At 53.5% G+C, this 22,687-nt stretch carries 23 protein-coding genes; 11 read left to right on the top strand and 12 right to left on the bottom strand.

Going from position 1 to position 22,687, the window contains the following annotated elements:
• Positions 1-9: 9 nt before the first annotated feature.
• From hycF to hycI, 4 genes are read left to right on the top strand one after another with little or no spacing between them, the layout of a single operon-like run.
• Positions 10-552, top strand: coding sequence for a formate hydrogenlyase subunit HycF (gene hycF, locus D9742_RS03775; RefSeq protein WP_000493785.1), 543 nt, complete (start codon positions 10-12; stop codon positions 550-552).
• On the top strand, positions 552-1,319 hold the full coding sequence (gene hycG / locus D9742_RS03780; RefSeq protein WP_000067401.1) for a formate hydrogenlyase subunit HycG: 768 nt from the start codon (positions 552-554) through the stop codon (positions 1,317-1,319). The genes hycF and hycG overlap by 1 nt, the downstream gene beginning before the upstream one ends.
• Entirely contained in the window at positions 1,316-1,726 is a 411-nt protein-coding gene (gene hycH, locus D9742_RS03785; RefSeq protein ID WP_001291918.1) for a formate hydrogenlyase assembly protein HycH, read from the top strand. Before hycG ends, hycH begins: the two co-directional genes overlap by 4 nt.
• Positions 1,719-2,189: a hydrogenase maturation peptidase HycI gene (gene hycI, locus D9742_RS03790; protein WP_130236035.1), complete on the top strand. Its 471-nt coding sequence runs from the start codon at positions 1,719-1,721 to the stop codon at positions 2,187-2,189. The genes hycH and hycI overlap by 8 nt, the downstream gene beginning before the upstream one ends.
• Before the next feature lie 159 nt (positions 2,190-2,348).
• Here the strand turns inward: hycI and ascB are convergent, their stop codons facing one another.
• Complete coding sequence (gene ascB / locus D9742_RS03795) at positions 2,349-3,773, bottom strand: 6-phospho-beta-glucosidase AscB (RefSeq protein WP_089630469.1); 1,425 nt, start codon at positions 3,771-3,773, stop codon at positions 2,349-2,351.
• An 8-nt stretch (positions 3,774-3,781) separates the two neighbouring features.
• Entirely contained in the window at positions 3,782-5,239 is a 1,458-nt protein-coding gene (gene ascF, locus D9742_RS03800) for a PTS cellobiose/arbutin/salicin transporter subunit IIBC (protein WP_024249982.1), read from the bottom strand.
• A 259-nt stretch (positions 5,240-5,498) separates the two neighbouring features.
• Here ascF and ascG point away from each other — a divergent pair, with 259 nt between their 5' ends.
• From ascG to hypF, 3 genes are all read left to right on the top strand, one after another.
• Positions 5,499-6,509 (top strand): DNA-binding transcriptional regulator AscG, encoded by a 1,011-nt coding sequence (gene ascG, locus D9742_RS03805; RefSeq protein ID WP_165382754.1) that lies wholly within the window; start codon positions 5,499-5,501, stop codon positions 6,507-6,509.
• A 148-nt stretch (positions 6,510-6,657) separates the two neighbouring features.
• On the top strand, positions 6,658-7,185 hold the full coding sequence (gene hydN, locus D9742_RS03810) for an electron transport protein HydN (RefSeq protein WP_001078777.1): 528 nt from the start codon (positions 6,658-6,660) through the stop codon (positions 7,183-7,185).
• Positions 7,186-7,337: 152 nt separating this feature from the next.
• Positions 7,338-9,590 (top strand): carbamoyltransferase HypF, encoded by a 2,253-nt coding sequence (gene hypF / locus D9742_RS03815; protein WP_130236037.1) that lies wholly within the window; start codon positions 7,338-7,340, stop codon positions 9,588-9,590.
• A 323-nt stretch (positions 9,591-9,913) separates the two neighbouring features.
• Here the strand turns inward: hypF and norW are convergent, their stop codons facing one another.
• Positions 9,914-11,047 carry an NADH:flavorubredoxin reductase NorW gene (gene norW, locus D9742_RS03820; RefSeq protein WP_130236038.1) on the bottom strand — a complete coding sequence of 378 codons (1,134 nt, stop codon included), beginning with the start codon at positions 11,045-11,047 and terminating at the stop codon, positions 9,914-9,916.
• A complete protein-coding gene (gene norV, locus D9742_RS03825; RefSeq protein ID WP_000029622.1) occupies positions 11,044-12,483 on the bottom strand; it encodes an anaerobic nitric oxide reductase flavorubredoxin in 1,440 nt (479 codons plus the stop codon). Before norV ends, norW begins: the two co-directional genes overlap by 4 nt.
• Before the next feature lie 186 nt (positions 12,484-12,669).
• Between norV and norR the strand changes: the two genes are divergently transcribed.
• Positions 12,670-14,184, top strand: coding sequence for a nitric oxide reductase transcriptional regulator NorR (gene norR / locus D9742_RS03830; protein WP_130236039.1), 1,515 nt, complete (start codon positions 12,670-12,672; stop codon positions 14,182-14,184).
• Here norR and gutQ read toward each other — a convergent pair.
• The 7 genes from gutQ to srlA all read right to left on the bottom strand — a co-directional run bounded on the left by gutQ (position 14,181) and on the right by srlA (position 19,128).
• Entirely contained in the window at positions 14,181-15,146 is a 966-nt protein-coding gene (gene gutQ / locus D9742_RS03835; RefSeq protein WP_130236040.1) for an arabinose-5-phosphate isomerase GutQ, read from the bottom strand. The genes norR and gutQ overlap by 4 nt on opposite strands.
• Complete coding sequence (gene srlR / locus D9742_RS03840; protein ID WP_130236041.1) at positions 15,139-15,912, bottom strand: glucitol operon DNA-binding transcriptional repressor SrlR; 774 nt, start codon at positions 15,910-15,912, stop codon at positions 15,139-15,141. The genes gutQ and srlR overlap by 8 nt, the downstream gene beginning before the upstream one ends.
• Before the next feature lie 66 nt (positions 15,913-15,978).
• Positions 15,979-16,338, bottom strand: a complete 360-nt coding sequence (gene gutM, locus D9742_RS03845; RefSeq protein ID WP_130236042.1) for a transcriptional regulator GutM — start codon at positions 16,336-16,338, stop codon at positions 15,979-15,981.
• A gap of 105 nt (positions 16,339-16,443) precedes the next feature.
• Complete coding sequence (gene srlD, locus D9742_RS03850) at positions 16,444-17,223, bottom strand: sorbitol-6-phosphate dehydrogenase (protein WP_001077351.1); 780 nt, start codon at positions 17,221-17,223, stop codon at positions 16,444-16,446.
• A 3-nt stretch (positions 17,224-17,226) separates the two neighbouring features.
• Positions 17,227-17,598, bottom strand: a complete 372-nt coding sequence (srlB, locus tag D9742_RS03855) for a PTS glucitol/sorbitol transporter subunit IIA (RefSeq protein ID WP_000216201.1) — start codon at positions 17,596-17,598, stop codon at positions 17,227-17,229.
• 10 nt (positions 17,599-17,608) lie between these two features.
• Positions 17,609-18,568 carry a PTS glucitol/sorbitol transporter subunit IIB gene (gene srlE, locus D9742_RS03860; protein ID WP_130236043.1) on the bottom strand — a complete coding sequence of 320 codons (960 nt, stop codon included), beginning with the start codon at positions 18,566-18,568 and terminating at the stop codon, positions 17,609-17,611.
• Complete coding sequence (gene srlA, locus D9742_RS03865) at positions 18,565-19,128, bottom strand: PTS glucitol/sorbitol transporter subunit IIC (RefSeq protein ID WP_130236044.1); 564 nt, start codon at positions 19,126-19,128, stop codon at positions 18,565-18,567. Before srlA ends, srlE begins: the two co-directional genes overlap by 4 nt.
• A gap of 255 nt (positions 19,129-19,383) precedes the next feature.
• Here srlA and mltB point away from each other — a divergent pair, with 255 nt between their 5' ends.
• On the top strand, positions 19,384-20,469 hold the full coding sequence (gene mltB, locus D9742_RS03870; RefSeq protein WP_130236045.1) for a lytic murein transglycosylase B: 1,086 nt from the start codon (positions 19,384-19,386) through the stop codon (positions 20,467-20,469).
• A 38-nt stretch (positions 20,470-20,507) separates the two neighbouring features.
• On the opposite strand, the gene D9742_RS03875 is transcribed toward mltB, so the two are convergent.
• Positions 20,508-20,747 carry a hypothetical protein gene (locus tag D9742_RS03875; protein ID WP_130236046.1) on the bottom strand — a complete coding sequence of 80 codons (240 nt, stop codon included), beginning with the start codon at positions 20,745-20,747 and terminating at the stop codon, positions 20,508-20,510.
• A 181-nt stretch (positions 20,748-20,928) separates the two neighbouring features.
• On the opposite strand from D9742_RS03875, the gene pncC reads away from it, so the two are divergent.
• Positions 20,929-21,426 carry a nicotinamide-nucleotide amidase gene (gene pncC, locus D9742_RS03880; protein ID WP_130236047.1) on the top strand — a complete coding sequence of 166 codons (498 nt, stop codon included), beginning with the start codon at positions 20,929-20,931 and terminating at the stop codon, positions 21,424-21,426.
• A gap of 79 nt (positions 21,427-21,505) precedes the next feature.
• The gene (recA, locus tag D9742_RS03885) at positions 21,506-22,567 is read left to right on the top strand and encodes a recombinase RecA (RefSeq protein WP_000963143.1); all 1,062 of its coding nucleotides are present in this window, start codon (positions 21,506-21,508) and stop codon (positions 22,565-22,567) included.
• Positions 22,568-22,687 lie beyond the last annotated feature (120 nt).

Below are 22,687 nucleotides of genomic sequence, written 5' to 3' on the forward strand. Positions count from 1 at the left end.
GGAATCGCCATGTTTACCTTTATCAAAAAAGTCATCAAAACCGGCACGGCGACCTCGTCTTATCCGCTGGAGCCGATTGCGGTTGATAAAAACTTCCGTGGTAAGCCAGAGCAGAACCCGCAGCAGTGCATCGGCTGCGCGGCCTGCGTCAATGCCTGCCCGTCAAACGCCTTAACGGTTGAAACTGACCTCGCCACAGGAGAGCTTGCGTGGGAGTTTAATCTCGGGCGTTGCATCTTCTGTGGACGCTGCGAAGAAGTTTGCCCGACGGCGGCGATCAAACTGTCGCAAGAGTACGAACTGGCGGTGTGGAAGAAAGAAGACTTCCTGCAACAGTCCCGCTTCGCGCTGTGTAACTGCCGCGTCTGCAATCGTCCTTTCGCCGTTCAGAAAGAGATCGACTACGCCATTGCGCTGCTTAAGCACAACGGCGACAGCCGCGCGGAAAACCACCGCGAAAGCTTTGAGACTTGCCCGGAATGTAAGCGCCAGAAATGCCTGGTGCCGTCCGACCGTATTGAACTGACTCGCCATATGAAAGAGGCCATCTGATGAGCAATTTATTAGGCCCCCGTGACGCCAACGGCATTCCGGTCCCGATGACGGTGGATGAATCCATCGCCAGCATGAAGGCGTCGTTACTGAAAAAAATCAAACGTTCTGCCTACGTTTACCGCGTGGACTGCGGCGGCTGCAACGGCTGCGAAATCGAAATTTTCGCCACTTTGTCGCCGCTGTTCGATGCAGAACGCTTCGGCATTAAAGTCGTTCCTTCACCGCGTCATGCGGATATTTTACTGTTTACCGGCGCGGTCACCCGTGCAATGCGATCCCCTGCGCTGCGTGCGTGGCAGTCCGCGCCGGACCCGAAAATTTGTATCTCCTACGGTGCCTGCGGTAACAGCGGCGGGATCTTCCACGATCTCTACTGCGTGTGGGGCGGTACGGATAAAATCGTCCCGGTGGATGTTTATATCCCTGGCTGCCCGCCAACGCCTGCCGCCACGCTGTACGGCTTTGCAATGGCGCTCGGCCTGCTGGAGCAGAAAATTCACGCCCGTGGCCCGGGTGAGCAGGATGAACAACCGGCAGAAATTCTGCATGGCGATATGGTGCAGCCGCTGCGTGTGAAAGTGGATCGCGAAGCACGTCGACTGGCGGGTTATCGTTACGGTCGTCAGATTGCCGATGATTACCTTACACAGTTAGGGCAGGGCGAAGAACAGGTTGCACGCTGGCTGGAAGCGGAAAACGATCCGCGTCTGAACGAGATTGTCAGCCATCTGAATCATGTTGTTGAAGAGGCGCGTATCCGATGAGTGAAAAGGTGGTGTTCAGTCAACTGAGCCGTAAATTTATTGATGAGAACGATGCCACGCCCGCCGAGGCGCAGCAGGTGGTCTATTACAGCCTGGCGATTGGTCACCACCTTGGGGTTATCGATTGCCTGGAAGCGGCGCTCACCTGCCCGTGGGATGAATATCTGGCATGGATTGCCACTCTGGAGGCGGGCAGCGAAGCCCGCCGCAAAATGGAAGGTGTGCCGAAGTATGGTGAAATCGTCATCGACATTAACCATGTGCCGATGCTGGCCAACGCATTCGATAAAGCCCGGGCAGCGCAAACTTCGCAGCAGAAAGAATGGAGTACAATGCTGTTAAGTATGTTGCATGATATTCATCAGGAAAACGCCATCTATTTGATGGTGAGGAGACTGCGTGACTGACGTTTTACTCTGTGTTGGCAATAGCATGATGGGCGATGATGGCGCAGGCCCGCTGCTGGCGGAAAAGTGCGCCGCCGCGCCGAAAGGCAACTGGGTGGTGATTGACGGCGGTAGCGCACCGGAAAACGACATTGTCGCTATCCGCGAACTGCGCCCGACACGGCTGCTGATTGTCGACGCCACGGATATGGGGCTAAACCCCGGCGAGATCCGCATCATCGACCCGGATGACATCGCCGAGATGTTTATGATGACTACCCATAACATGCCGTTGAACTACCTTATCGACCAGTTAAAAGAAGACATTGGCGAAGTGATTTTCCTCGGCATCCAGCCGGATATCGTCGGCTTTTACTACCCGATGACCCAGAGGATTAAAGATGCGGTTGAAACCGTTTATCAACGTCTGGAAGGCTGGGAAGGGAACGGCGGTTTCGCGCAGTTAGCGGTAGAAGAAGAGTAGTTTTTCAGTAAGGAATCAGGACAGGGATGTTCTTGATGAGGGAATCAGAACTGATAGCAAACGCCAGATTGCCCGATGCGCTGCGCTTATCGGGCCTACCTGGTTCGTGCGACACTAGGCCCGATAAGGCATTCATCACGCCGCATCCGGCATGGTTACTTACTCTAAATCTTCGCCATTACTGGCAATCACTTTTTTATACCACCAGAACGATTTCTTACGTGTGCGCGTCAGCGTACCGTTGCCTGCGTCGTCACGGTCTACGTAGACAAAACCGTAGCGCTTGCTCATTTCACCCGTTGAAGCAGAAACCAAATCAATACAGCCCCATGTGGTGTAGCCCATCAGAGGAATACCGTCTGCAATCGCTTCGCCCATTGCGCGGATATGTTCGCGTAAATAGCTGATGCGATAGTCATCGTTAATCTCGCCATTGGCAGCAAGTTCATCTTTTGCGCCGAGGCCGTTTTCCACCAGAAACAGCGGCTTCTGGTAACGGTCGTACATCATGTTCATGGTGATACGCAGACCGAGTGGATCAATTCCCCAGCCCCAGTCGCTTACCTGTAAATACGGGTTACGCAGCGATTTCACCACGTTCGCCGCACTGCTGTTGTTGGCGTTCATCTCCGCCGAGGCGCAGCGCGAGGCGTAATAGCTGAAGGAGACAAAATCGACGGTGTTTTTCAGGATTTCATCATCGCCCGGTGCTTTGTCGATGGTTACCCCTTTTTCGCGGAATACGCGGGCAGAGTAAGCCGGATACGCGCCGCGCGCCTGCACATCGATAAAAAACAGGTTTTCCCGATCTTTCTCCAGCGCCGCCCAGACATCTTCCGGCTTGCAACTGTAAGGGTAGAAGTTACCACCCGCCAGCATACAGCCCACCTGATTTTGCGGGTTAACCTCATGGGCGATTTTGGTGGCTAGCGCACTGGCAACCAGCTGGTGATGCGCGGCCTGATATTTCACCTGATCCTGATTTTCACCTTCTTCAAACACCAGACCCGCGCCGGAGAACGGGCTATGCAACATAATGTTGATTTCATTGAAGGTTAGCCAGTATTTCACCAGACCATCAAATGCTTCAAAGCAGGTCCGGGCGTAGCGGCTGAAAAACTCCACCAGCTTGCGGTTACGCCAGGAGCCATATTCGGTGACCAGATGCATCGGCACATCGAAGTGGCACAACGTGACCAGCGGTTCGATACCGTACTTTTTACACTCTTCAAAGACAGAACGATAAAAAGCAATGCCCTGCTGATTGGGCGTGATTTCATCGCCCTGCGGAAAGAGACGGCTCCAGGCAATTGAGGTACGGAAAACCTTGAATCCCATCTCTGCCATCAGGGCGATATCTTCTTTATAACGATGATAAAAATCCGTCGCCTCATGGCTGGGATAAAACTCGTCATCGCGCAACTGAAAACGTTTTTCCAGCCCCAGTTTCACCGCCATTCGATGCTCGCCGTGTGGGATCATATCGACCGTGGTCAGTCCTTTGCCACCTTCACGGAACGCACCTTCAGACTGGTTGGCGGCAAGCGCGCCGCCCCATAAAAAACCTTGCGGAAATACTGACATTTTCATCCTCAATTAAGACTTACTTCTTTGGCGACGGTCGGTTGTGCGCTCTGATGCTTTCGCGCCTCGGCAGCCGCTTCCTCAACAGGAATATCCTCAAAGCCGAGCAACAGTGTGAGGATAAACGACAGCACGACCGCCAGCGCCATGACCGCGAACACCCAGACGATGCTCATTGGATTCGCCGGATCGAAGAACTGCACGCTGGTAAATAGCCCCGGCGCTGCCATTGAGTGGCTGGCAAGCCCCGCCATACCGGCAACCGCGCCGCAAATAAAACCGCTGATAAGACTGGCGATAAGCGGACGTTTCAGGCGGATCGCCACGCCGTATAACGCCGGTTCGGAAATCCCCGCCATAATGGCTGATGCCGCCGCAGCCAGCGCCGTCTGGCGCAGTTCCGGGTTTTTCGTTTTCCACGCCACCGCCAGTGATGAACCGCCCAGCGACAGGTTAGCGCCGATCTCTGACGGCATGACCATCCCTTCTTTGCCGGTTTCGGCAATGGTCTGAATGATGGTTGGCGTAAAGACGCGGTGCATCCCGGTCATTACCAGCAGAGGCCACAGCGCGCCCATAATGGCGACTGAAAGCCAGCCCAGATAACCATGAATGGTGTAAACCAGCGCCGAAATGGCGCTACCGATCCAGATACCAATCGGGCCAATCAGCAGGATTGCCAGCGGTGCGGCAATCAACACAATCAGCATTGGTTTGAGGAAGTTTTTGGTCACCGCCGGTGTAATGCGATCCACCCAGCGTTCGATATATGACAGGCACCAGGTCATCACCAGCGCCGGGATCACCGTGTAGGTGTATTTCACCGCGGTGACCGGGATCAGGGCAAATTCGACATGTTCCCCCTGGGCCGCTTTCGCCATCAGTTCAATAAAACTCGGATGTACCAGCACACCCGCGATGGCAATCGCCAGCGACATATTGGTTTTAAATTTGATGGCGGCAGATGCCGCGACCATTAGCGGCAGGAAGAAGAAAGCACCGTCACCAATCACATTCAGAATGGTTAAGGTCGGCGATCCTTTTGTCAGCACGCCGCTCATCTCGAGGATCATCGCCAGCAGTTTGACCATCGATCCGCCGATAATCGCCGGGATCAGCGGTGACATGGTGCCGATCAGCGCATCGAGGATCCCCGCACCAATGCGACGTAGCGTGAGTTTGGGTTTACCTACGGGCTGTGCGGGCTGCATATCTCCCGGCAGCAGGCTGACGACTTCCTGAAAGGCTTGTGAAACGGTATTGCCGATAATCACCTGACACTGGTTGTCACTGCGTACCACGCCGAGCACGCCGGGGATGGTTTTTAACGTCGGGCTGTCGATAAGCGCATCATCTTTGATAACAAAGCGCAAACGCGTCATACAGTGCGTGACTGCCGAGATGTTATCAACGCCGCCCAGTGCCGCTATCACCGAGCGTGCCAGCGCCGCATAATTTTTGGCCATCGGATTTTATCCTGTTATCAGTAGGGTAGATGTAGTTGTTATCAGTCGACGTGACGGAAAAATGCCAATGCTGAAACGGAATTAGGAAACCGGTTTCACAAAATCATGAATAGTTGTCACTAAATAAGCAAGAGAGTTAATTGTTCATTTTTTATATTTGTGAAACCGGTCACCTGAATATTTTTCCCGCCGATTGCCCAAGGACAATCGGCAAACGGTGCAGTACACTGCGTTGATTGCGTGTAAAGGGATGAAAATGATGACGACGATGCTGGAAGTGGCGAAGCGCGCCGGGGTTTCAAAAGCGACCGTTTCCCGCGTGCTTTCAGGTAATGGCTACGTCAGCCAGGAGACTAAAGATCGCGTGTTTCAGGCGGTAGAAGAGAGCGGTTACCGTCCAAACTTGCTGGCGCGCAATCTGTCGGCGAAGAGTACTCAGACGCTGGGGCTGGTAGTGACCAACACGCTTTACCACGGCATTTATTTTAGTGAATTACTGTTTCATGCCGCGCGAATGGCGGAAGAGAAAGGGCGGCAGTTGCTATTGGCAGATGGTAAACACAGCGCCGAAGAAGAGCGCCAGGCGATTCAGTATCTGCTGGATCTGCGCTGCGACGCCATTATGATTTATCCGCGCTTTTTAAGCGTGGATGAAATTGATGACATCATTGACGCGCACAGTCAGCCGATAATGGTGCTTAATCGCCGCCTGCGCAAAAATAGCAGCCATAGCGTCTGGTGCGATCATAAACAGACCAGCTTTAACGCCGTGGCAGAGTTGATAAACGCCGGACATCAGGAGATTGCTTTCCTTACCGGCTCGATGGATTCCCCCACCAGCGTTGAACGTCTTGCCGGGTATAAAGACGCGCTGGCGCAGCATGGTATTGCGCTCAATGAAAAACTTATCGCTAACGGTAAATGGACGCCTGCCAGCGGGGCCGAAGGGGTAGAAATGTTGCTCGAACGTGGGGCTAAATTTAGCGCGTTAGTTGCCAGTAACGACGATATGGCGATAGGTGCGATGAAAGCGTTACACGAGCGCGGCGTAGCGGTGCCAGAGCAGGTGTCAGTTATCGGATTCGATGATATCGCAATTGCCCCCTACACCGTTCCGGCGCTCTCCAGCGTAAAAATTCCGGTAACAGAGATGATTCAGGAAATTATTGGACGGCTGATTTTTATGCTCGATGGCGGGGATTTCTCACCGCCGAAAACCTTCAGCGGAAAACTGATCCGCCGCGACTCACTCATTGCTCTTTCGCGATAAACATTGTCATCACATGTCATCGTCACTAGTGTCGATGACATCTTTTTTCCTGCATTACAGAAATTAATTTCCTTAAATAACAGTGAATTAAAAACTGGCATGATTTGTGAATGTATCGGCGCATTAACTGTCATTGCTGGAGAATTTGATGAACCGTTTCATCATTGCTGACGCGAGTAAATGTATTGGTTGCCGTACCTGTGAAGTGGCGTGCGTGGTTTCTCATCAGGAAAATCAGGACTGTGCATCGCTGACCCCGGAAACATTTTTACCGCGTATCCATGTCATTAAAGGTGTGAACATTTCCACGGCGACAGTTTGCCGTCAGTGTGAAGATGCACCGTGCGCTAACGTCTGCCCGAATGGTGCTATCAGCCGTGATAAAGGGTTTGTTCATGTGATGCAGGAACGTTGCATTGGTTGCAAAACCTGCGTTGTGGCTTGCCCGTATGGCGCGATGGAAGTGGTGGTACGTCCGGTGATTCGCAACAGCGGCGCGGGGCTGAATGTACGGGCTGACAAAGCCGAAGCCAATAAATGCGACCTGTGCAACCATCGTGAAGACGGCCCGGCGTGTATGGCGGCTTGCCCGACTCATGCGCTGATTTGTGTCGATCGTAATAAACTTGAACAACTGAGCGCAGAAAAACGTCGCCGCACGGCGCTGATGTTCTAAAAATCTTACAGAACTGTTCTGGCATCAAAGGAATTCCCGGAAATATTCGTAGAATACGGAGCGGGCGGTATCGCCGACCTGTGACTGCCGGATGCGACGCTGTCGTGTCCGGCTGGGCGGGTTACGCAATTCATGATGGCGGGAATAACTCAATGGCAAAAAACACATCTTGCGGTGTCCAACTGCGTATTCGTGGCAAAGTGCAGGGCGTCGGTTTTCGTCCGTTTGTCTGGCAGTTGGCACAGCAATTAAATCTTCACGGCGATGTCTGTAATGACGGCGATGGCGTAGAAGTCCGGCTGCTGGAAGACCCGGAAACGTTTCTTGTTCAATTGCATCAGCACTGTCCGCCACTGGCGCGTATTGATAGCGTCGAGCGTGAGCCGTTTATCTGGTCACAGCCGCCCACCGAGTTCACCATCCGCCAGAGCACAGGCGGCACCATGAATACGCAAATTGTTCCCGATGCCGCCACTTGCCCTGCTTGCCTTGCCGAAATGAATACCCCAGGCGAACGGCGTTATCGTTATCCGTTTATCAACTGTACCCACTGCGGCCCGCGTTTCACCATTATTCGCGCGATGCCTTACGACCGCCCGTTTACCGTGATGGCGGCGTTTCCGTTGTGTCCGGCTTGTGACAAAGAGTACCGCGACCCGCTCGATCGTCGCTTCCACGCCCAGCCGGTGGCCTGCCCGGAGTGTGGCCCACATCTTGAATGGGTAAGTCATGGTGAACATGCAGAACAAGAGGCGGCATTACAGGCGGCTATCGCACAGTTAAAAATGGGCAACATTGTCGCCATCAAAGGGATTGGCGGATTTCATCTTGCCTGCGATGCACGTAACAGTAACGCGGTGGCGACACTTCGGGCGCGCAAACATCGCCCGGCGAAACCGCTGGCGGTCATGTTGCCAGTGGCTGACGGTTTACCAGACGCTGCGCGCCAGTTGCTTACCACGCCCGCTGCGCCGATTGTGCTGGTGGATAAAAAATACGTACCTGAGATTTGTGATGATATCGCCCCTGGCCTTAACGAAGTCGGGGTGATGTTGCCTGCGAATCCGCTTCAGCATTTGCTGTTACAGGAACTGCAATGCCCGCTGGTGATGACCTCCGGCAACCTGAGCGGTAAACCACCGGCTATCAGCAACGCACAGGCGCTGGCGGATTTGCAGGGCATTGCCGACGGATTCTTGATACATAACCGCGACATTGTGCAGCGGATGGATGATTCGGTGGTGCGCGAAAGCGGCGAAATGCTGCGCCGTTCGCGGGGGTATGTGCCGGATGCGCTGGTTTTGCCTCCGGGCTTTAAAAATGTTCTGCCTGTGCTGTGTCTTGGCGCGGATCTGAAAAATACCTTCTGCCTGGTGCGCGGTGAACAAGCGGTGTTGAGTCAGCATCTGGGCGATTTAAGTGACGATGGCATCCAGATGCAGTGGCGCGAAGCGTTACGCCTGATGCAAAACATCTACGATTTCACTCCGCAATACGTTGTGCATGACGTGCATCCGGGCTATGTCTCCAGCCAGTGGGCGAGCGAAATGAATCTGCCGACGCAAACGGTACTGCATCATCATGCCCACGCGGCGGCGTGTCTGGCAGAACATCACTGGCCACTGGAGGGCGGTGATGTCATTGCTTTGACGCTCGACGGTATCGGTATGGGGGAGAACGGCGCTTTGTGGGGCGGCGAGTGCCTGCGGGTGAACTATCGCGAATGTGAGCACCTGGGCGGCTTGCCTGCAGTGGCGCTTCCGGGGGGCGATTTGGCTGCGAAGCAGCCGTGGCGAAACCTACTGGCGCAGTGCCTGCGCTTTGTGCCGGAGTGGCAGAATTACCCTGAAACGGTAAGTGTGCAACAGCAAAACTGGAGCGTGCTGGCGCGAGCCATTGAGCGTGGAATTAACGCGCCGCTGGCGTCATCGTGCGGGCGTTTGTTCGATGCTGTGGCGGCGGCACTGGGCTGTGCGCCAGCCTCGTTAAGTTATGAAGGTGAAGCGGCTTGTGCTCTGGAGGCGCTCGCAGCCTCATGCGACGGAGTGACGCATCCGGTGACGATGCCGCTGGTGGACAATCAACTGGATCTCGCTACTTTCTGGCAGCAGTGGCTGAACTGGCAGGCTCCGGTTAATCAACGCGCGTGGGCGTTTCATGATGCGCTGGCGCAGGGTTTTGCCGCGTTGATGCGTGAGCAGGCCACGATGTGTGGTATCACTACGCTGGTATTTAGCGGCGGGGTTATTCATAACCGTTTGCTGCGTGCACGTCTGGCGCACTATCTCGCTGATTTCACATTGCTGTTTCCACAGAGTTTACCGGCGGGTGATGGCGGTTTGTCTCTGGGGCAGGGGGTTATTGCTGCGGCGCGTTGGTTAGCGGGTGAACTCCAGAACGGATAAAGCGTGTTGCATTTGGACACCCTTGCCGGATGCGGCGTAAATGCCTTATCCGGCCTACACATGCGTCCCCGTAGGTCGGATAAGACGCGCCAGCGTCGCATCCGACATTTTGGGCACAGTAGCTGTATGTGACATGAATGCATTATGTGACCAACACATGCGCTCCCCGTAGGTCGGATAAGACGCGCCAGCGTCGCATCCGACATTTTGGGCACAGTAGGCGGATGCGACATGAACGCATTATGTGACCAACACATGCGCTCCCCGTAGGTCGGATAAGGCGCGTCAGCGTCGCATCCGACATTTTGGGCACAGTAGCCCGCCTACACCGGCAATGTTTTCAACAATCCAAATGCCTCTTTCATCCGATCCTCACTGACCACAAAGGCGCGAAGTTGGTCTGCATCGTCAACACCGCGCGCCACCATTCCCTGGCTTTCGGTATTAATCTGCCAGCGTAAATCCTGACGCTGGGTTTCGCCTGCCAGATGCAGCGGTAATTCCGGCGTTTTGATTTTCACCAGCATCGCCGGTAGTTTCAGCGGCGTGTTATTGCCGAGAAGATTTTTTGCCAGCACCATCGCGCTAAGTTGAATCGGCTGGAGGAACGGCAATACCTGACCGTTAATTTCCGCGCAATCGCCCAGCGCGTAAATATCGGCATTACTGGTTTGCAGATAACTATCGACGCAAACGCCGCGATTAATCGTCAGCCCGGCGCGTCGTGCCAGGGCGGTTTCCGGGCGCAGTCCGGTGGCGGCAATTACCGCATCCACTTCGATGCTGCGCTGGCGGTCCAGCGTTGCCTGAATGCCAGAATCCGTTTTTTCCAGCCCCTGCAACTGAGATTTCAACAGCAGATGAACGCCCATCTCCGTCAACCGATGCTGCAAGCGACTGCTTACTTCCGGTGGCATTAACGACGCCAGAATACTGGCAGCGTTGTCGATTAGCGTAACCATTTTGCCTGCACGACAAAAATCCATCGCCAGTTCGCTACCAATCAAACCACCGCCAACAATCAACACGCGTCGGGCATCCCGCAGTTGCGTTTCACAGGCGTGATACTCTTGCTGACTATTTAACGTCAGCATTAACTCACGCCCAGGCACTGGCGGGACAAAGGCGCTGGCACCGGTTGCCAGCACCAGCTTGTCGTATTGCCACTGATTATTCTGGCTTTTCACCACACGGGCTTCGGCATCGATATCCGTCACCCAGGTTTGCGGAAACAGGAGCAGATTAAACTGCTCGGCAAATTCACCCGCCGTCTGGCGGGTAAGGTCGTCGGCACGTTGCCCCTGACTGATAACATGGCTGAGGTCAGGTTTGTTGTACTCATCCATGCTGTCGGCGGCAATCAGGGTTAATGGAATACTGGCGTCCTGTTTGCGAATATTTTTCACCAGTTGGCGGGCGGCGAAGCCCGAACCAATGATCACAATGCCGTTCCTCATTTTGCCTCCGATGCCAGTTCGTCAAAGACGTCTTTGCCGAGGGAGCATTCCGGGCACAGGAAGTTATCCGGGACTTCACTCCACGGCGTTCCTGGCGCAACGTCCTGCATTGGCTCGCCTTTTGCCGGATCGTAAATCCACTGGCAGACGCTGCACTGCATCCGTGGGCCGAGGTCAGCCGTCGTGGTGGCAGAGGTTTCTTCTTTAACTACCGTATTCACCGTGCTCTGCGGCAGCGGCGCGAGCGCCCACTGACGGGCGATTTCGCGACCGTGTTCACGGCATAACTCCAGAGCGTCCTGGTCTGGTCGCCATTTCGCTTTCAGGCTAAGCGACATTTCGAAACCCGCATCCTGCAGGCGCGTGGAAAGACGATCCACCGCACCGCCGCTCCAGCCGTGAGAGCCGAAAGCACTGGCGCGTTTGTTACGGAAGCGTAATCCGGTCATCTCCTCCACCAGCCCGGCGATTTTCGGCATCATCACGTTATTCATCGTCGAAGTGCCGACCAGCACGCCTTTTGAGCGGAAGACATTGGTCAGGATTTCGTTTTTATCGCTTCGGGCGACGTTGAAAATTTTCACCGCCACGCGTGGGTCGGTTTCCGCAATCCCCTGGGCGATAGCGTCAGCCATCATGCGGGTGTTATTCGACATGGTGTCGTAGAAAATGGTGATTCTGTCTTCCTGATAATCAGCGGCCCACTTCAGGTACAGCTCGACAATTTGCGTCGGGTTATCGCGCCAGACCACGCCGTGGGAGGTCGCTATCATATCGACTGGTAAGTTAAAGCCCAGGATCTCGGTAATTTTCGGCGTTACCAGGCGGCTGAACGGCGTCAGGATATTGGCGTAGTAACGCTGGCACTGCTCGAAAAGCTCCGTCTGATCCACTTCATCGTTGAACAGATGCTCGTCGCAGTAGTGCTGACCGAAAGCATCGTTACTGAACAGCACCGCGTCGCCTGTCAGGTAAGTCATCATGCTGTCCGGCCAGTGCAGCATTGGTGTTTCGACAAAAATGAGCTGTTTGCCGTTGCCGATATCCAGCGTGTCGCCAGTTTTCACCACATTAAAATTCCACTCCGGATGATGGTGATGACCATTTATCGAGTCGATAGCGTTGGCTGTACAGTAGATCGGCGTATCGGGAATTTGTGCCATCAGTTCGGTCAGCGCCCCGGCGTGGTCCTCTTCTGCATGGTTAATCACGATGTAATCGATATCCGCCAGATCGATTTCATTACGCAGGTTCTGCACAAATTCGCGGCTGAATTTATGGTCGACGGTGTCGATCAGCACGTTTTTTTCTTCGCGGATGAGGTAGCTATTGTAGCTGCTGCCGCGCAGCGTTTTATATTCCGTGCCGTGAAAATCACGCACTTCCCAGTCACGTTGACCCACCCAATGAATGTTATTTTTCACCACAATAGACATAGCAACCTCAATTTATTCAGCGTGTTCTAAAAAGATGTCTTGCTAATTGCAGATTGCGTGCCAGTTTTTTATCTAATTGTTTTTACTCTATAAATAAAATTATGCTCATTAGTGAGTAGTCAAAATGACTATCAATAAAATGGTCGATATGACAATATCTATAGTCAAATTGACATTGAGGCAAAGATGAGTTTTTCCGTTGATGTGCTGGCGAATATCGCCATCGAATTGCAGCGTGGGATTGGTCATCAGGATCGTTTTCAGCGCCTGATCACCACGCTGCGTCAGGTGCTGGAGTGCGATGCGTCTGCGTTGCTACGTTACGACTCGCGGCAGTTTATTCCGCTTGCCATCGACGGGTTGGCGAAGGATGTACTCGGTAGACGCTTTGCGCTGGAAGGGCATCCACGGCTGGAAGCGATTGCCCGCGCCGGGGACGTGGTGCGCTTTCCCGCAGACAGCGAATTGCCCGATCCCTATGACGGTTTGATTCCCGGGCAGGAGAGTCTGAAGGTTCATGCCTGCGTTGGTCTGCCATTGTTTGCCGGACAAAACCTGATCGGCGCATTGACGCTCGACGGGATGCAGCCCGATCAGTTCGATGTTTTCAGCGACGAAGAGTTACGCCTGATTGCCGCGCTGGCGGCGGGAGCGTTAAGCAATGCGTTGCTGATTGAGCAACTGGAAAGCCAGAATATGCTGCCGGGCGATGCCGCTCCATTTGAAGCGGTGAAACAGACGCAGATGATCGGTCTGTCGCCAGGTATGACGCAATTAAAAAAAGAGATTGAGATTGTGGCGGCGTCCGATCTCAACGTCTTAATCAGCGGTGAGACGGGAACCGGTAAGGAGCTGGTGGCGAAAGCGATTCATGAAGCCTCGCCACGGGCGGTGAATCCGTTGGTCTATCTCAACTGTGCCGCACTGCCGGAAAGTGTGGCGGAAAGTGAGTTGTTCGGGCATGTGAAAGGAGCGTTTACTGGCGCTATCAGTAACCGCAGCGGGAAGTTTGAAATGGCGGATAACGGCACGCTGTTTCTGGATGAGATTGGCGAGTTGTCGTTGGCATTGCAGGCCAAGCTGCTGAGGGTGTTGCAGTATGGCGATATTCAGCGCGTTGGCGATGACCGCAGTTTGCGGGTCGATGTGCGCGTGCTGGCGGCGACTAACCGCGACTTACGTGAAGAGGTACTTGCAGGGCGATTTCGCGCTGACTTGTTTCATCGCCTGAGCGTGTTTCCACTTTCGGTGCCGCCGCTGCGTGAGCGGGGCGATGACGTCATTCTGCTGGCGGGGTATTTCTGCGAGCAGTGCCGCCTGCGGTTGGGGCTTTCCCGCGTGGTGTTAAGCGCCAGTGCGCGAAATTTACTGCAACACTATAGTTTTCCGGGGAACGTGCGCGAACTGGAACATGCTATTCATCGGGCGGTGGTACTGGCGAGAGCCACCCGCAACGGCGATGAAGTGATTCTTGAGGCGCAACATTTTGCTTTTCCTGAGGTGACGTTACCGCCGCCAGAAGCGGCGGCGGTGCCCGTTGTTAAGCAAAATCTGCGTGAAGCGACAGAAGCGTTCCAGCGTGAAACCATTCGCCAGGCACTGGCACAAAATCATCACAACTGGGCTGCCTGTGCGCGAATGCTGGAAACTGACGTCGCCAACCTGCATCGGTTGGCGAAACGTCTGGGATTGAAGGATTAAATAATCCCGGCCTGATAGAAATCCTGCAGGTTAATTGCGCCGGTGAGTTTGCCGTTTTCATCTACCACCGGTGCGGCGGTGATTTTGCGTTTCATCAGAACTTCTTTGGCGTCGATGGCGCGGCTTTGCGCCAGTAATGTGGTGCAGCCAACCGTCATCGCGTCATTAACTGGCGTGGTAAGTGAGCCGCCGCCAACCAGCCAGCGACGTAAATCGCCGTCGGTAAAGACGCCTTGTACCTGTTGTTGAGCGTCACATACCGCCACCAGCCCCAGCCCGGTGCGGCTGAGTTCCAGCATCGCGTCCATCACGCTGGCGGTTAACGCCACCTGCGGGATGGCATCATCACGGCGCATCAGATGATGCACTTTATTCAGCAAGCGAGCGCCCAGTGCTCCGGCTGGGTGGGAGCGAGCAAAATCTTCTTCATTAAATCCGCGCGCCTGCATGACTGCCATCGCCAGCGCATCGCCCATCATCAGGGTATTGACGGTGCTCGAGGTCGGCGCAAGGTGCATCGGACAGGCTTCGCGTTCAACGGAAATATCCAGTACCGCTTTCGCCGCCAGGCCCAGCGGTGACGTCGGTTTGCCGGTCATTGCCAGTAGCGCGATAGATTTATCTTCCAGACGCGGAATAATCAGATCCAGTTCCTTCGCACCACCGGAGTAAGAGATAAACAGCATCACATCGCGGCTTTCAATCATCCCCAGATCGCCGTGCAGCGCTTCTGCCGGATGGACAAAAAAAGCCGGTGTGCCGGTACTGGCAAGTGTTGCCGCGATTTTCTTACCAATGTGGCCCGATTTGCCAATTCCCGAAACCACCACTTTGCCTTCGCAGTGCAGGATGATATTGGCGGCGCGAACAAAATCATCGCCCAGACGTTCTGGTAAACGGCTTGCTTCCTGCAACTCCAGCATTAATGTCTGACGTCCCGCGTTCAGTAGTGCTTCACTCATTGCCTTCTCCGGTTATGATCACGTCGATCCCTTTCTCTTCCAGCGCCTGACGAAACGCTGGGTCAATACCTGCGTCGGTAATCAGCTTATCGACGCTTTCAAGACTGCAAACCACGTTGGGGCTTTTACGACCAAACTTCGATGAGTCAGCCATCAAAATGACTTCACGCGCGGCATTACACATCGCCTTACTGACGGTAAAAACTTCGTTGAAGGTGGTTACGCCCGCATTGAGATCGATGCCGTCAGTGCCCATGAACAATTTGTCGAAGGTGAAATGCTCGAAGGCATTCTCCGCCAGTTGCCCGTGAAATGAGGCCGATTTTTTGCGAAACGTTCCGCCTGGCATCAGGATGGTTTGTTCGTTATCCAGTTCGGATAGCGCATTGACGATATGCAGGCTGTTGGTCATCACCGTGATGTTATTAAAGCGCGATAGCATGGGGACCATCTGCAACACGGTACTGCCAGCATCAAGAATTATTGAGTCGCCATCATGAATAAAACTAACGGCAGCTTCCGCAATCAGCTCTTTCTTGTGGGTGTTGATAAGCGTTTTATGATCGATAGGCGGATCGGATTCCTCTTTATTCAACACCACACCGCCATAAGTACGAATGACGGTTCCGGCATGTTCCAGAATGACCAAATCTTTGCGAATGGTTGTGCCTGTGGTGTCAAAGTATTGCGCCAATTCTTCAACCGAGCATTTACCCTGCTTTTGCAGATACTCCAGAATGGCGGCCTGACGCTGACGAGGTTTCATAGGCGTGATTACCTGATTTAGGTTTCAAAATGATAACTTCGCAAGCAAGTAACATTCACAACGAAATTATCCACGTTTCAGTTTAAGCGCCAATGATAGAGCATTCTGTGACAGTGGATCATGGGGAAAGATCACATCGGGCCGTAAATCACCAGGATACATACCCGTAATTGCGGGTATTTTTTGCGGTTTGGCGAAAACGGTCAGTCCTTTCATAAACAAGGTATCGACGATGCGCTGCTGATCGTCCAGCGCGATGGCGACCACGACCCGTGGTTTAAAGCGCCCGCTGGAACGTCCCACGCCAACGCGCCCTTGTTGGCAAAGTGCATCGAAGGCACGGTTAAAACGAGAAATTTGCCAGCCGCCTAAGGCCAGTTGCGCACACCAGGCGATAACGGCGACGGTGATGAGTGCGGATACCATAACTTCTCCTTAATCTGGTGGCGGAAGTCCTGTAGGCCTGATAAGCGTAGCGCATCAGGCATTCTATTAGTCTCGCGGAGACCCTTTAAGGATCTCCGCTGTTGATCAGAACATCACCTGACCGCCAGTGACATTAATCGACTGTCCAGTGCAGTACGACGCCTTAGGACTGGCGTAGAACAGCAGCATATTCAGCACGTCCTGATAATCGCAGCCGCGTTTGAGCGGCACTTTATCGATGTAATACTGCTCGACTTGATCCGGTTTGATACCCAGCTTGGTCGCATATTGCGGTAGCAAAGACTGGAACATCGGCGATTTCAACAGGTTACCGAGCATCAGTGAATGCACCGTAATGCCGTATTCCGCCAGATCCAGCGCCAGTGATTGAGTCAGCCCGACGCCACCAAATTTCGCGGCGCTGTAGCCAGAGTTGTGTTTGCTGCCCACTTTGCCGGATTTCGAGTTGATCTGAATAATGCGCCCCTGAATCCCGTCGCGGATCATCAAACGCGAAAATTCACGCGCACACAGGAAATAGCCCACCAGATTCACCTGTAGCGAACGGTCAAAATCGCCGAGCTGGAAATCGCTGATAAAGGCTGCTTTTGCAATTCCGGCGCTGTAGACCAGTAAATCTACGCGACCAAAGATTTCATCTACCCCACGAGAGAGCGCCAGAACGCTTTGCTCGCTAGTGGCGTCAGCACCAAAACCGTACGCTGTTCCTTCACCATATTCGGCGTTAATTTCTTGTGCCACATTTGCGGCTTTGTCGCTCTGAATATCGACAACCGCGACGCGATACCCCTCGGCAGCCAGACCGTGGCACAGGAACGCGCCTAAGGTTTGCCCACCACCGATGACAACGGCAACCTGATTCATTTTTTACTCCTTAACAGATTCAAACTTCAAAACCGATCCCGGCGCGATATCGTCGGGTACAGGGCCTGCCACATGGACAGTGCCCGGAAATTCCGCTTCGTTTAAACCATCGAAGCGCAGGGTGACATGACCCAGTTCGCGAAGGTTGTCTTCCGCCACGCTGCCAACGGCGGTCACCGGATAGCGATGCTGCCCGAGCGAAAATTGCAAACCGGGATGGAGTGCACCTTTCAACTCGCCGTGGCAATGAATGAAGCAATACTCTTCGAGATCCGCAGGCGCGCCTTCACGAAAGGTGATAAGCATCTGGTCGCTGAGGGCGTCTGTGGCACTCGCGCCGATACGGGTGATGGTGGTCTGATAAATAACGGTCATGTTTCAGCCTCTATTGATAGATAAAACCGGAGACAAACCAGGCGATCAGTACAGTCGGCGCGCCGGTTAAAAAGCGGCTCACCAGTACAGAAGGGACACCGACGCGAACCGTATCCTGACGGGCTTCTGCCAGCGACAAACCGACCGGGATAAAGTCGCAGGCCGCTTGCGCGTTAATGGCAAACAGCGCCGGTAAAGCCAGATGCGGCGGAATATTGCCGAGGCCAATCTGAACGCCAATCAATACACCGATAACCTGTGCGATAACTGCGCCAGGGCCGAGGAAAGGTGAAAGCAGCGGGAAGGAGCAGATAAGCGCCAGCATCACCAGCCCCAGAGGATGACTCGCCAGCGGAGCAAGACCGTGGGCAATCCAGTCACCAAGGCCAGAAGCCATAATGATGCCAATGAGCGCCGAGACGAATGCCATAAACGGCAGAATGGTTTTTAATACAGTGTCGATGGTGTCACGACCAGATTGAAACAACACGGCTACGGCAGAACCCATACCCATTCCCACCTTCGCCAGTAAACCATCGCTTTGTTCGGTGATTTTCTTGCTGGTGTCATAGTCACGGCCCACAGAGGAGGGTTGTGGTGTCGCATCACCCACTACAGTGATGTTTTCTTCTTTCACGCCAGAGACATAAATATCTTCCACGATGTACGGCGCCAGCGGACCAGACTTGCCCGTCGAGTGGATATTAATGGTGGGAATACGCCGTTTCGGATAAATGCCGCAGCGTAATGTGCCGCCACAGTCGATTACCGCAACGCCAATTTCCGCTTCTGCGGGTTCACCTTCTTTAAACCCGTCGATAGCTTGCCAGCCAGTAAGTTGCGCCAGTTTGTCGACAATCGCAGGACGTGTACCGGCAGTGATATAGACGATTTTTTTTCCCGGAGTGGCATCCAGTTCAAGCGGGCCGCCCCAGCCACCCATCCCTTTTTCGATCCGAATACGTGTCATGATGTTGCTCCTGCCAGACGAACTTTCTGTTCAAGTTGAATGCCCATCTTTTTCTCGAAAATGGCGGTGGTCAGATCGGTTACCCAGCCGCGGAAGAAGTTGGTGACCAGACCAACCAGCAGATAGCTCACCGCCAGTGGGCCAAGTGGCAGATTCAGTGTTGTCAGGCCGTTGGCAATTCCAAGATAAACAAACAGTTCGCCAGGGTTAATATGGGGGAAGAGGCCATTCATTGAGTGGCAGCTATAAGAGGCCGCCGCGTAATAGCTGGGTTTGTACTTTTCCGGCATAAAGCGACCCAGGCTTAAGGTCATCGGGTTACAAAAGACAAACGTACCAATGCACGGTAGCAGCAGATAACGGGAAACAGGGTTACCGGCGCAACGTTGAGCAAATCGTTCAATACGATGCTGACCGATAAAATTAATCAATGCGTTCATGATAACCAGCAGGCTAATTAACAGCGGAAGAATGCCGGTCACCATCCCGGTAAACACCTCTCCGCCTTTCTGGAACAGCCCGATGAACCACTCTGCGCCATGAGTAATGGTTTCTATCATTGTTCTCTCCTTCAGTATTTATTGTTTTATTACCAAACGGCAACCTAATCTAATCAGATTGAAAGATTTAAAAGTGTTATTTTGATCGCAAAATGAAAGATAAATATTTTATTTTGAAAGTTTGACGGAGGGAGTGTCGATCAAGAGGATTTAAGTTATGTAAAGTCTGTATCGGGGGACGACTACCGCTTCCTTGTGCGGGGCGGGATGCTTTACCATACTTGCCCCTGGTTGAATCTGTTAAATGGACCCCTCATGTTCAAGCATCGTTATGTAACATTGCTTCCCCTTTTTGTGTTGCTTGCCGCCTGTAGCAGCAAGCCAAAACCGACTGAGACTGAAACAACCACCGGAACGCCGTCCGGCGGCTTCCTGCTTGAGCCGCAGCACAATGTGATGCAGATGGGCGGAGATTTCGCCAATAACCCGAATGCCCAGAAGTTCATCGACAAAATGGTGAACAAACACGGCTTCGATCGTCAGCAATTGCAGGAAATCCTCTCCCAGGCGAAACGTCTGGATTCGGTACTGCGGCTGATGGATGACCAGGCGCCATCCACATCAGTGAAGCCACCATCTGGCCCGAACGGCGCATGGCTGCGTTATCGCAAAAAATTTATTACTCCGGATAACGTGCAGAACGGCGTAGTTTTCTGGAATCAGTATGAAGATGCGCTGAATCGTGCGTGGCAAGTGTATGGCGTACCGCCGGAAATTATTGTTGGGATTATCGGCGTTGAAACCCGCTGGGGACGTGTGATGGGTAAAACCCGCATCCTTGATGCGTTGGCGACGCTGTCATTTAACTATCCGCGCCGTGCGGAGTATTTCTCTGGTGAACTGGAAACCTTCCTGCTGATGGCGCGCAACGAGCAGGACGATCCGCTCAATCTTAAAGGTTCCTTTGCCGGGGCGATGGGCTATGGTCAGTTTATGCCATCGTCTTACAAACAATATGCGGTAGATTTCAGCGGCGACGGGCATATCAACCTGTGGGATCCGGTTGATGCCATCGGTAGCGTGGCGAACTATTTCAAAGCGCACGGCTGGGTTAAAGGTGATCAGGTTGCGGTGATGGCAAACGGCCAGGCTCCGGGCTTACCAAATGGCTTCAAAACTAAGTACAGTATTTCGCAGCTTGCCGCGGCAGGTTTAACGCCACAGCAGTCGCTGGGCAATCATCAACAGGCCAGCCTGCTGCGTCTGGATGTTGGGACAGGTTACCAGTACTGGTACGGCCTGCCTAACTTCTACACCATCACCCGTTACAACCACAGCACCCATTACGCAATGGCGGTCTGGCAGTTAGGACAAGCCGTGGCGCTGGCGCGCGTACAGTAACTATCTGCAAGAGGGAGGTTAAACTTCCCTCTGCTTTTTTACTGTTTATTCGAATGACGTAATTGCTTGATTTTTTTCGACAGCGATATCGCATATCCCAGGCAGACAACGCCTAACGCAGCCTGGCCGAAGTCGAAAGGTTCAAGATAGCCAGAAGATAAAACCTTACATACCACTGAAACCAGTGCACTGATGCCACCAATGATGACCCACATACGCATTTGCGTGGTCTGTTTAAGCACGTTTTGTGGGGTGTTATCCGTTTTCTTTGTTGCCATTGCTATTCTCTCCCTGTGAAGACATATCAATGCGAACGCGGCATGGTAGCGCTTTTTCTTTACCGACTGGTCGCAACAGTCTTTTTTCGGAACGCGACTCGTAAAATGAACCGCTCATCCCCATCTTCTACGGGAAAGTGCTATCTTGTCCGGCATAAATTTTTGACTGACAGAGGTTGTGATGACTGACAGTGAACTGATGCAGTTAAGCGAGCAGGTAGGGCTGGCGCTGAAATCCCGTGGTGCAACCGTAACAACTGCTGAATCCTGTACCGGCGGTTGGGTCGCGAAAGTGATTACCGATATTGCTGGCAGTTCCGCCTGGTTTGAACGCGGATTTGTCACCTACAGTAACGAAGCCAAAGCGCAGATGATCGGCGTACGCGAAGAGACGCTGGCGCAGCATGGCGCGGTGAGTGAACCTGTCGTGGTGGAAATGGCGATAGGCGCACTGAAAGCAGCTCGTGCTGATTATGCCGTATCTATCAGCGGTATCGCCGGGCCGGATGGCGGCAGCGAAGAGAAGCCTGTCGGCACCGTCTGGTTTGCTTTTGCCTCTGCCAGCGGCGAAGGCATTACCCGCCGGGAATGCTTTAGCGGCGACCGCGATGCTGTGCGTCGTAAGGCGACGGCTTATGCCTTAAATACGCTATGGCAACAATTTCTACAAAACACTTGATACTGTATGACTATACAGTATAATTGCTTCAACAGAACATATTGACTATCCGGTATTACCCGGCATGACAGGAGTAAAAATGGCTATCGACGAAAATAAACAGAAAGCGTTGGCGGCAGCACTGGGCCAGATTGAGAAACAATTTGGTAAAGGCTCCATCATGCGCCTGGGTGAAGACCGTTCCATGGATGTGGAAACCATCTCTACTGGTTCTCTTTCACTGGATATCGCGCTTGGGGCAGGTGGTCTGCCGATGGGCCGTATCGTCGAAATCTACGGACCGGAATCTTCCGGTAAAACCACGCTGACGTTGCAGGTGATCGCCGCAGCGCAGCGCGAAGGTAAAACCTGTGCGTTTATCGATGCTGAACACGCGCTGGACCCAATCTACGCACGTAAACTGGGCGTCGATATCGACAACCTGCTGTGCTCCCAGCCGGACACCGGCGAGCAGGCACTGGAAATCTGTGACGCGTTGGCTCGCTCTGGCGCAGTAGACGTTATCGTCGTTGACTCCGTGGCGGCACTGACGCCAAAAGCGGAAATCGAAGGCGAAATCGGCGACTCTCACATGGGCCTTGCAGCACGTATGATGAGCCAGGCGATGCGTAAGCTGGCGGGTAACCTGAAGCAGTCCAACACGCTGCTGATCTTCATCAACCAGATCCGTATGAAAATTGGTGTGATGTTCGGTAATCCGGAAACCACTACCGGTGGTAACGCGCTGAAATTCTACGCCTCTGTTCGTCTCGACATCCGTCGTATCGGCGCGGTGAAAGAGGGCGAAAACGTGGTGGGTAGCGAAACCCGCGTGAAAGTGGTGAAGAACAAAATCGCTGCGCCGTTTAAACAGGCTGAATTCCAGATCCTCTACGGCGAAGGTATCAACTTCTACGGCGAACTGGTTGACCTGGGCGTGAAAGAGAAGCTGATCGAGAAAGCAGGCGCGTGGTACAGCTATAAAGGTGAGAAGATCGGCCAGGGTAAAGCGAATGCAACTGCCTGGCTGAAAGACAACCCAGAAACTGCGAAAGAAATTGAGAAGAAAGTACGTGAGTTGCTGTTGAGCAATCCGAACTCAACGCCGGATTTCTCTGTAGATGACAGCGAAGGCGTAGCAGAAACTAACGAAGATTTTTAATCGTTAGTTATTGATGATAATAGATAATGTGTGCACGGACGGTCCCCTCGCCCCTTTGGGGAGAGGGTTAGGGTGAGGGGAACAGGCCAGCGCTGGCGTGAAAAATTACTCTCACCTCGA

Source organism: Escherichia sp. E1V33, assembly GCF_004211955.1.
Classification (GTDB): Bacteria; Pseudomonadota; Gammaproteobacteria; order Enterobacterales; family Enterobacteriaceae; genus Escherichia.

Excerpts from the sequence above, each read along its gene's own strand:
- norR (WP_130236039.1), top strand. The coding sequence starts at position 12,670 with ATGAGTTTTTCCGTTGATGTGCTGGCGAATATCGCCATCGAATTGCAG.
- srlB (WP_000216201.1), bottom strand. The coding sequence starts at position 17,598 with ATGACCGTTATTTATCAGACCACCATCACCCGTATCGGCGCGAGTGCC.
- hycG (WP_000067401.1), top strand. The coding sequence starts at position 552 with ATGAGCAATTTATTAGGCCCCCGTGACGCCAACGGCATTCCGGTCCCG.
- norV (WP_000029622.1), bottom strand. The coding sequence starts at position 12,483 with ATGTCTATTGTGGTGAAAAATAACATTCATTGGGTGGGTCAACGTGAC.
- ascF (WP_024249982.1), bottom strand. The coding sequence starts at position 5,239 with ATGGCCAAAAATTATGCGGCGCTGGCACGCTCGGTGATAGCGGCACTG.
- ascG (WP_165382754.1), top strand. The coding sequence starts at position 5,499 with ATGACGACGATGCTGGAAGTGGCGAAGCGCGCCGGGGTTTCAAAAGCG.
- hycF (WP_000493785.1), top strand. The coding sequence starts at position 10 with ATGTTTACCTTTATCAAAAAAGTCATCAAAACCGGCACGGCGACCTCG.
- recA (WP_000963143.1), top strand. The coding sequence starts at position 21,506 with ATGGCTATCGACGAAAATAAACAGAAAGCGTTGGCGGCAGCACTGGGC.
- srlE (WP_130236043.1), bottom strand. The coding sequence starts at position 18,568 with ATGACACGTATTCGGATCGAAAAAGGGATGGGTGGCTGGGGCGGCCCG.
- ascB (WP_089630469.1), bottom strand. The coding sequence starts at position 3,773 with ATGTCAGTATTTCCGCAAGGTTTTTTATGGGGCGGCGCGCTTGCCGCC.
- pncC (WP_130236047.1), top strand. The coding sequence starts at position 20,929 with ATGACTGACAGTGAACTGATGCAGTTAAGCGAGCAGGTAGGGCTGGCG.
- hypF (WP_130236037.1), top strand. The coding sequence starts at position 7,338 with ATGGCAAAAAACACATCTTGCGGTGTCCAACTGCGTATTCGTGGCAAA.
- hycH (WP_001291918.1), top strand. The coding sequence starts at position 1,316 with ATGAGTGAAAAGGTGGTGTTCAGTCAACTGAGCCGTAAATTTATTGAT.
- gutQ (WP_130236040.1), bottom strand. The coding sequence starts at position 15,146 with ATGAGTGAAGCACTACTGAACGCGGGACGTCAGACATTAATGCTGGAG.
- D9742_RS03875 (WP_130236046.1), bottom strand. The coding sequence starts at position 20,747 with ATGGCAACAAAGAAAACGGATAACACCCCACAAAACGTGCTTAAACAG.
- srlA (WP_130236044.1), bottom strand. The coding sequence starts at position 19,128 with ATGATAGAAACCATTACTCATGGCGCAGAGTGGTTCATCGGGCTGTTC.
- mltB (WP_130236045.1), top strand. The coding sequence starts at position 19,384 with ATGTTCAAGCATCGTTATGTAACATTGCTTCCCCTTTTTGTGTTGCTT.
- gutM (WP_130236042.1), bottom strand. The coding sequence starts at position 16,338 with ATGGTATCCGCACTCATCACCGTCGCCGTTATCGCCTGGTGTGCGCAA.
- srlD (WP_001077351.1), bottom strand. The coding sequence starts at position 17,223 with ATGAATCAGGTTGCCGTTGTCATCGGTGGTGGGCAAACCTTAGGCGCG.
- norW (WP_130236038.1), bottom strand. The coding sequence starts at position 11,047 with ATGAGGAACGGCATTGTGATCATTGGTTCGGGCTTCGCCGCCCGCCAA.
- hydN (WP_001078777.1), top strand. The coding sequence starts at position 6,658 with ATGAACCGTTTCATCATTGCTGACGCGAGTAAATGTATTGGTTGCCGT.
- srlR (WP_130236041.1), bottom strand. The coding sequence starts at position 15,912 with ATGAAACCTCGTCAGCGTCAGGCCGCCATTCTGGAGTATCTGCAAAAG.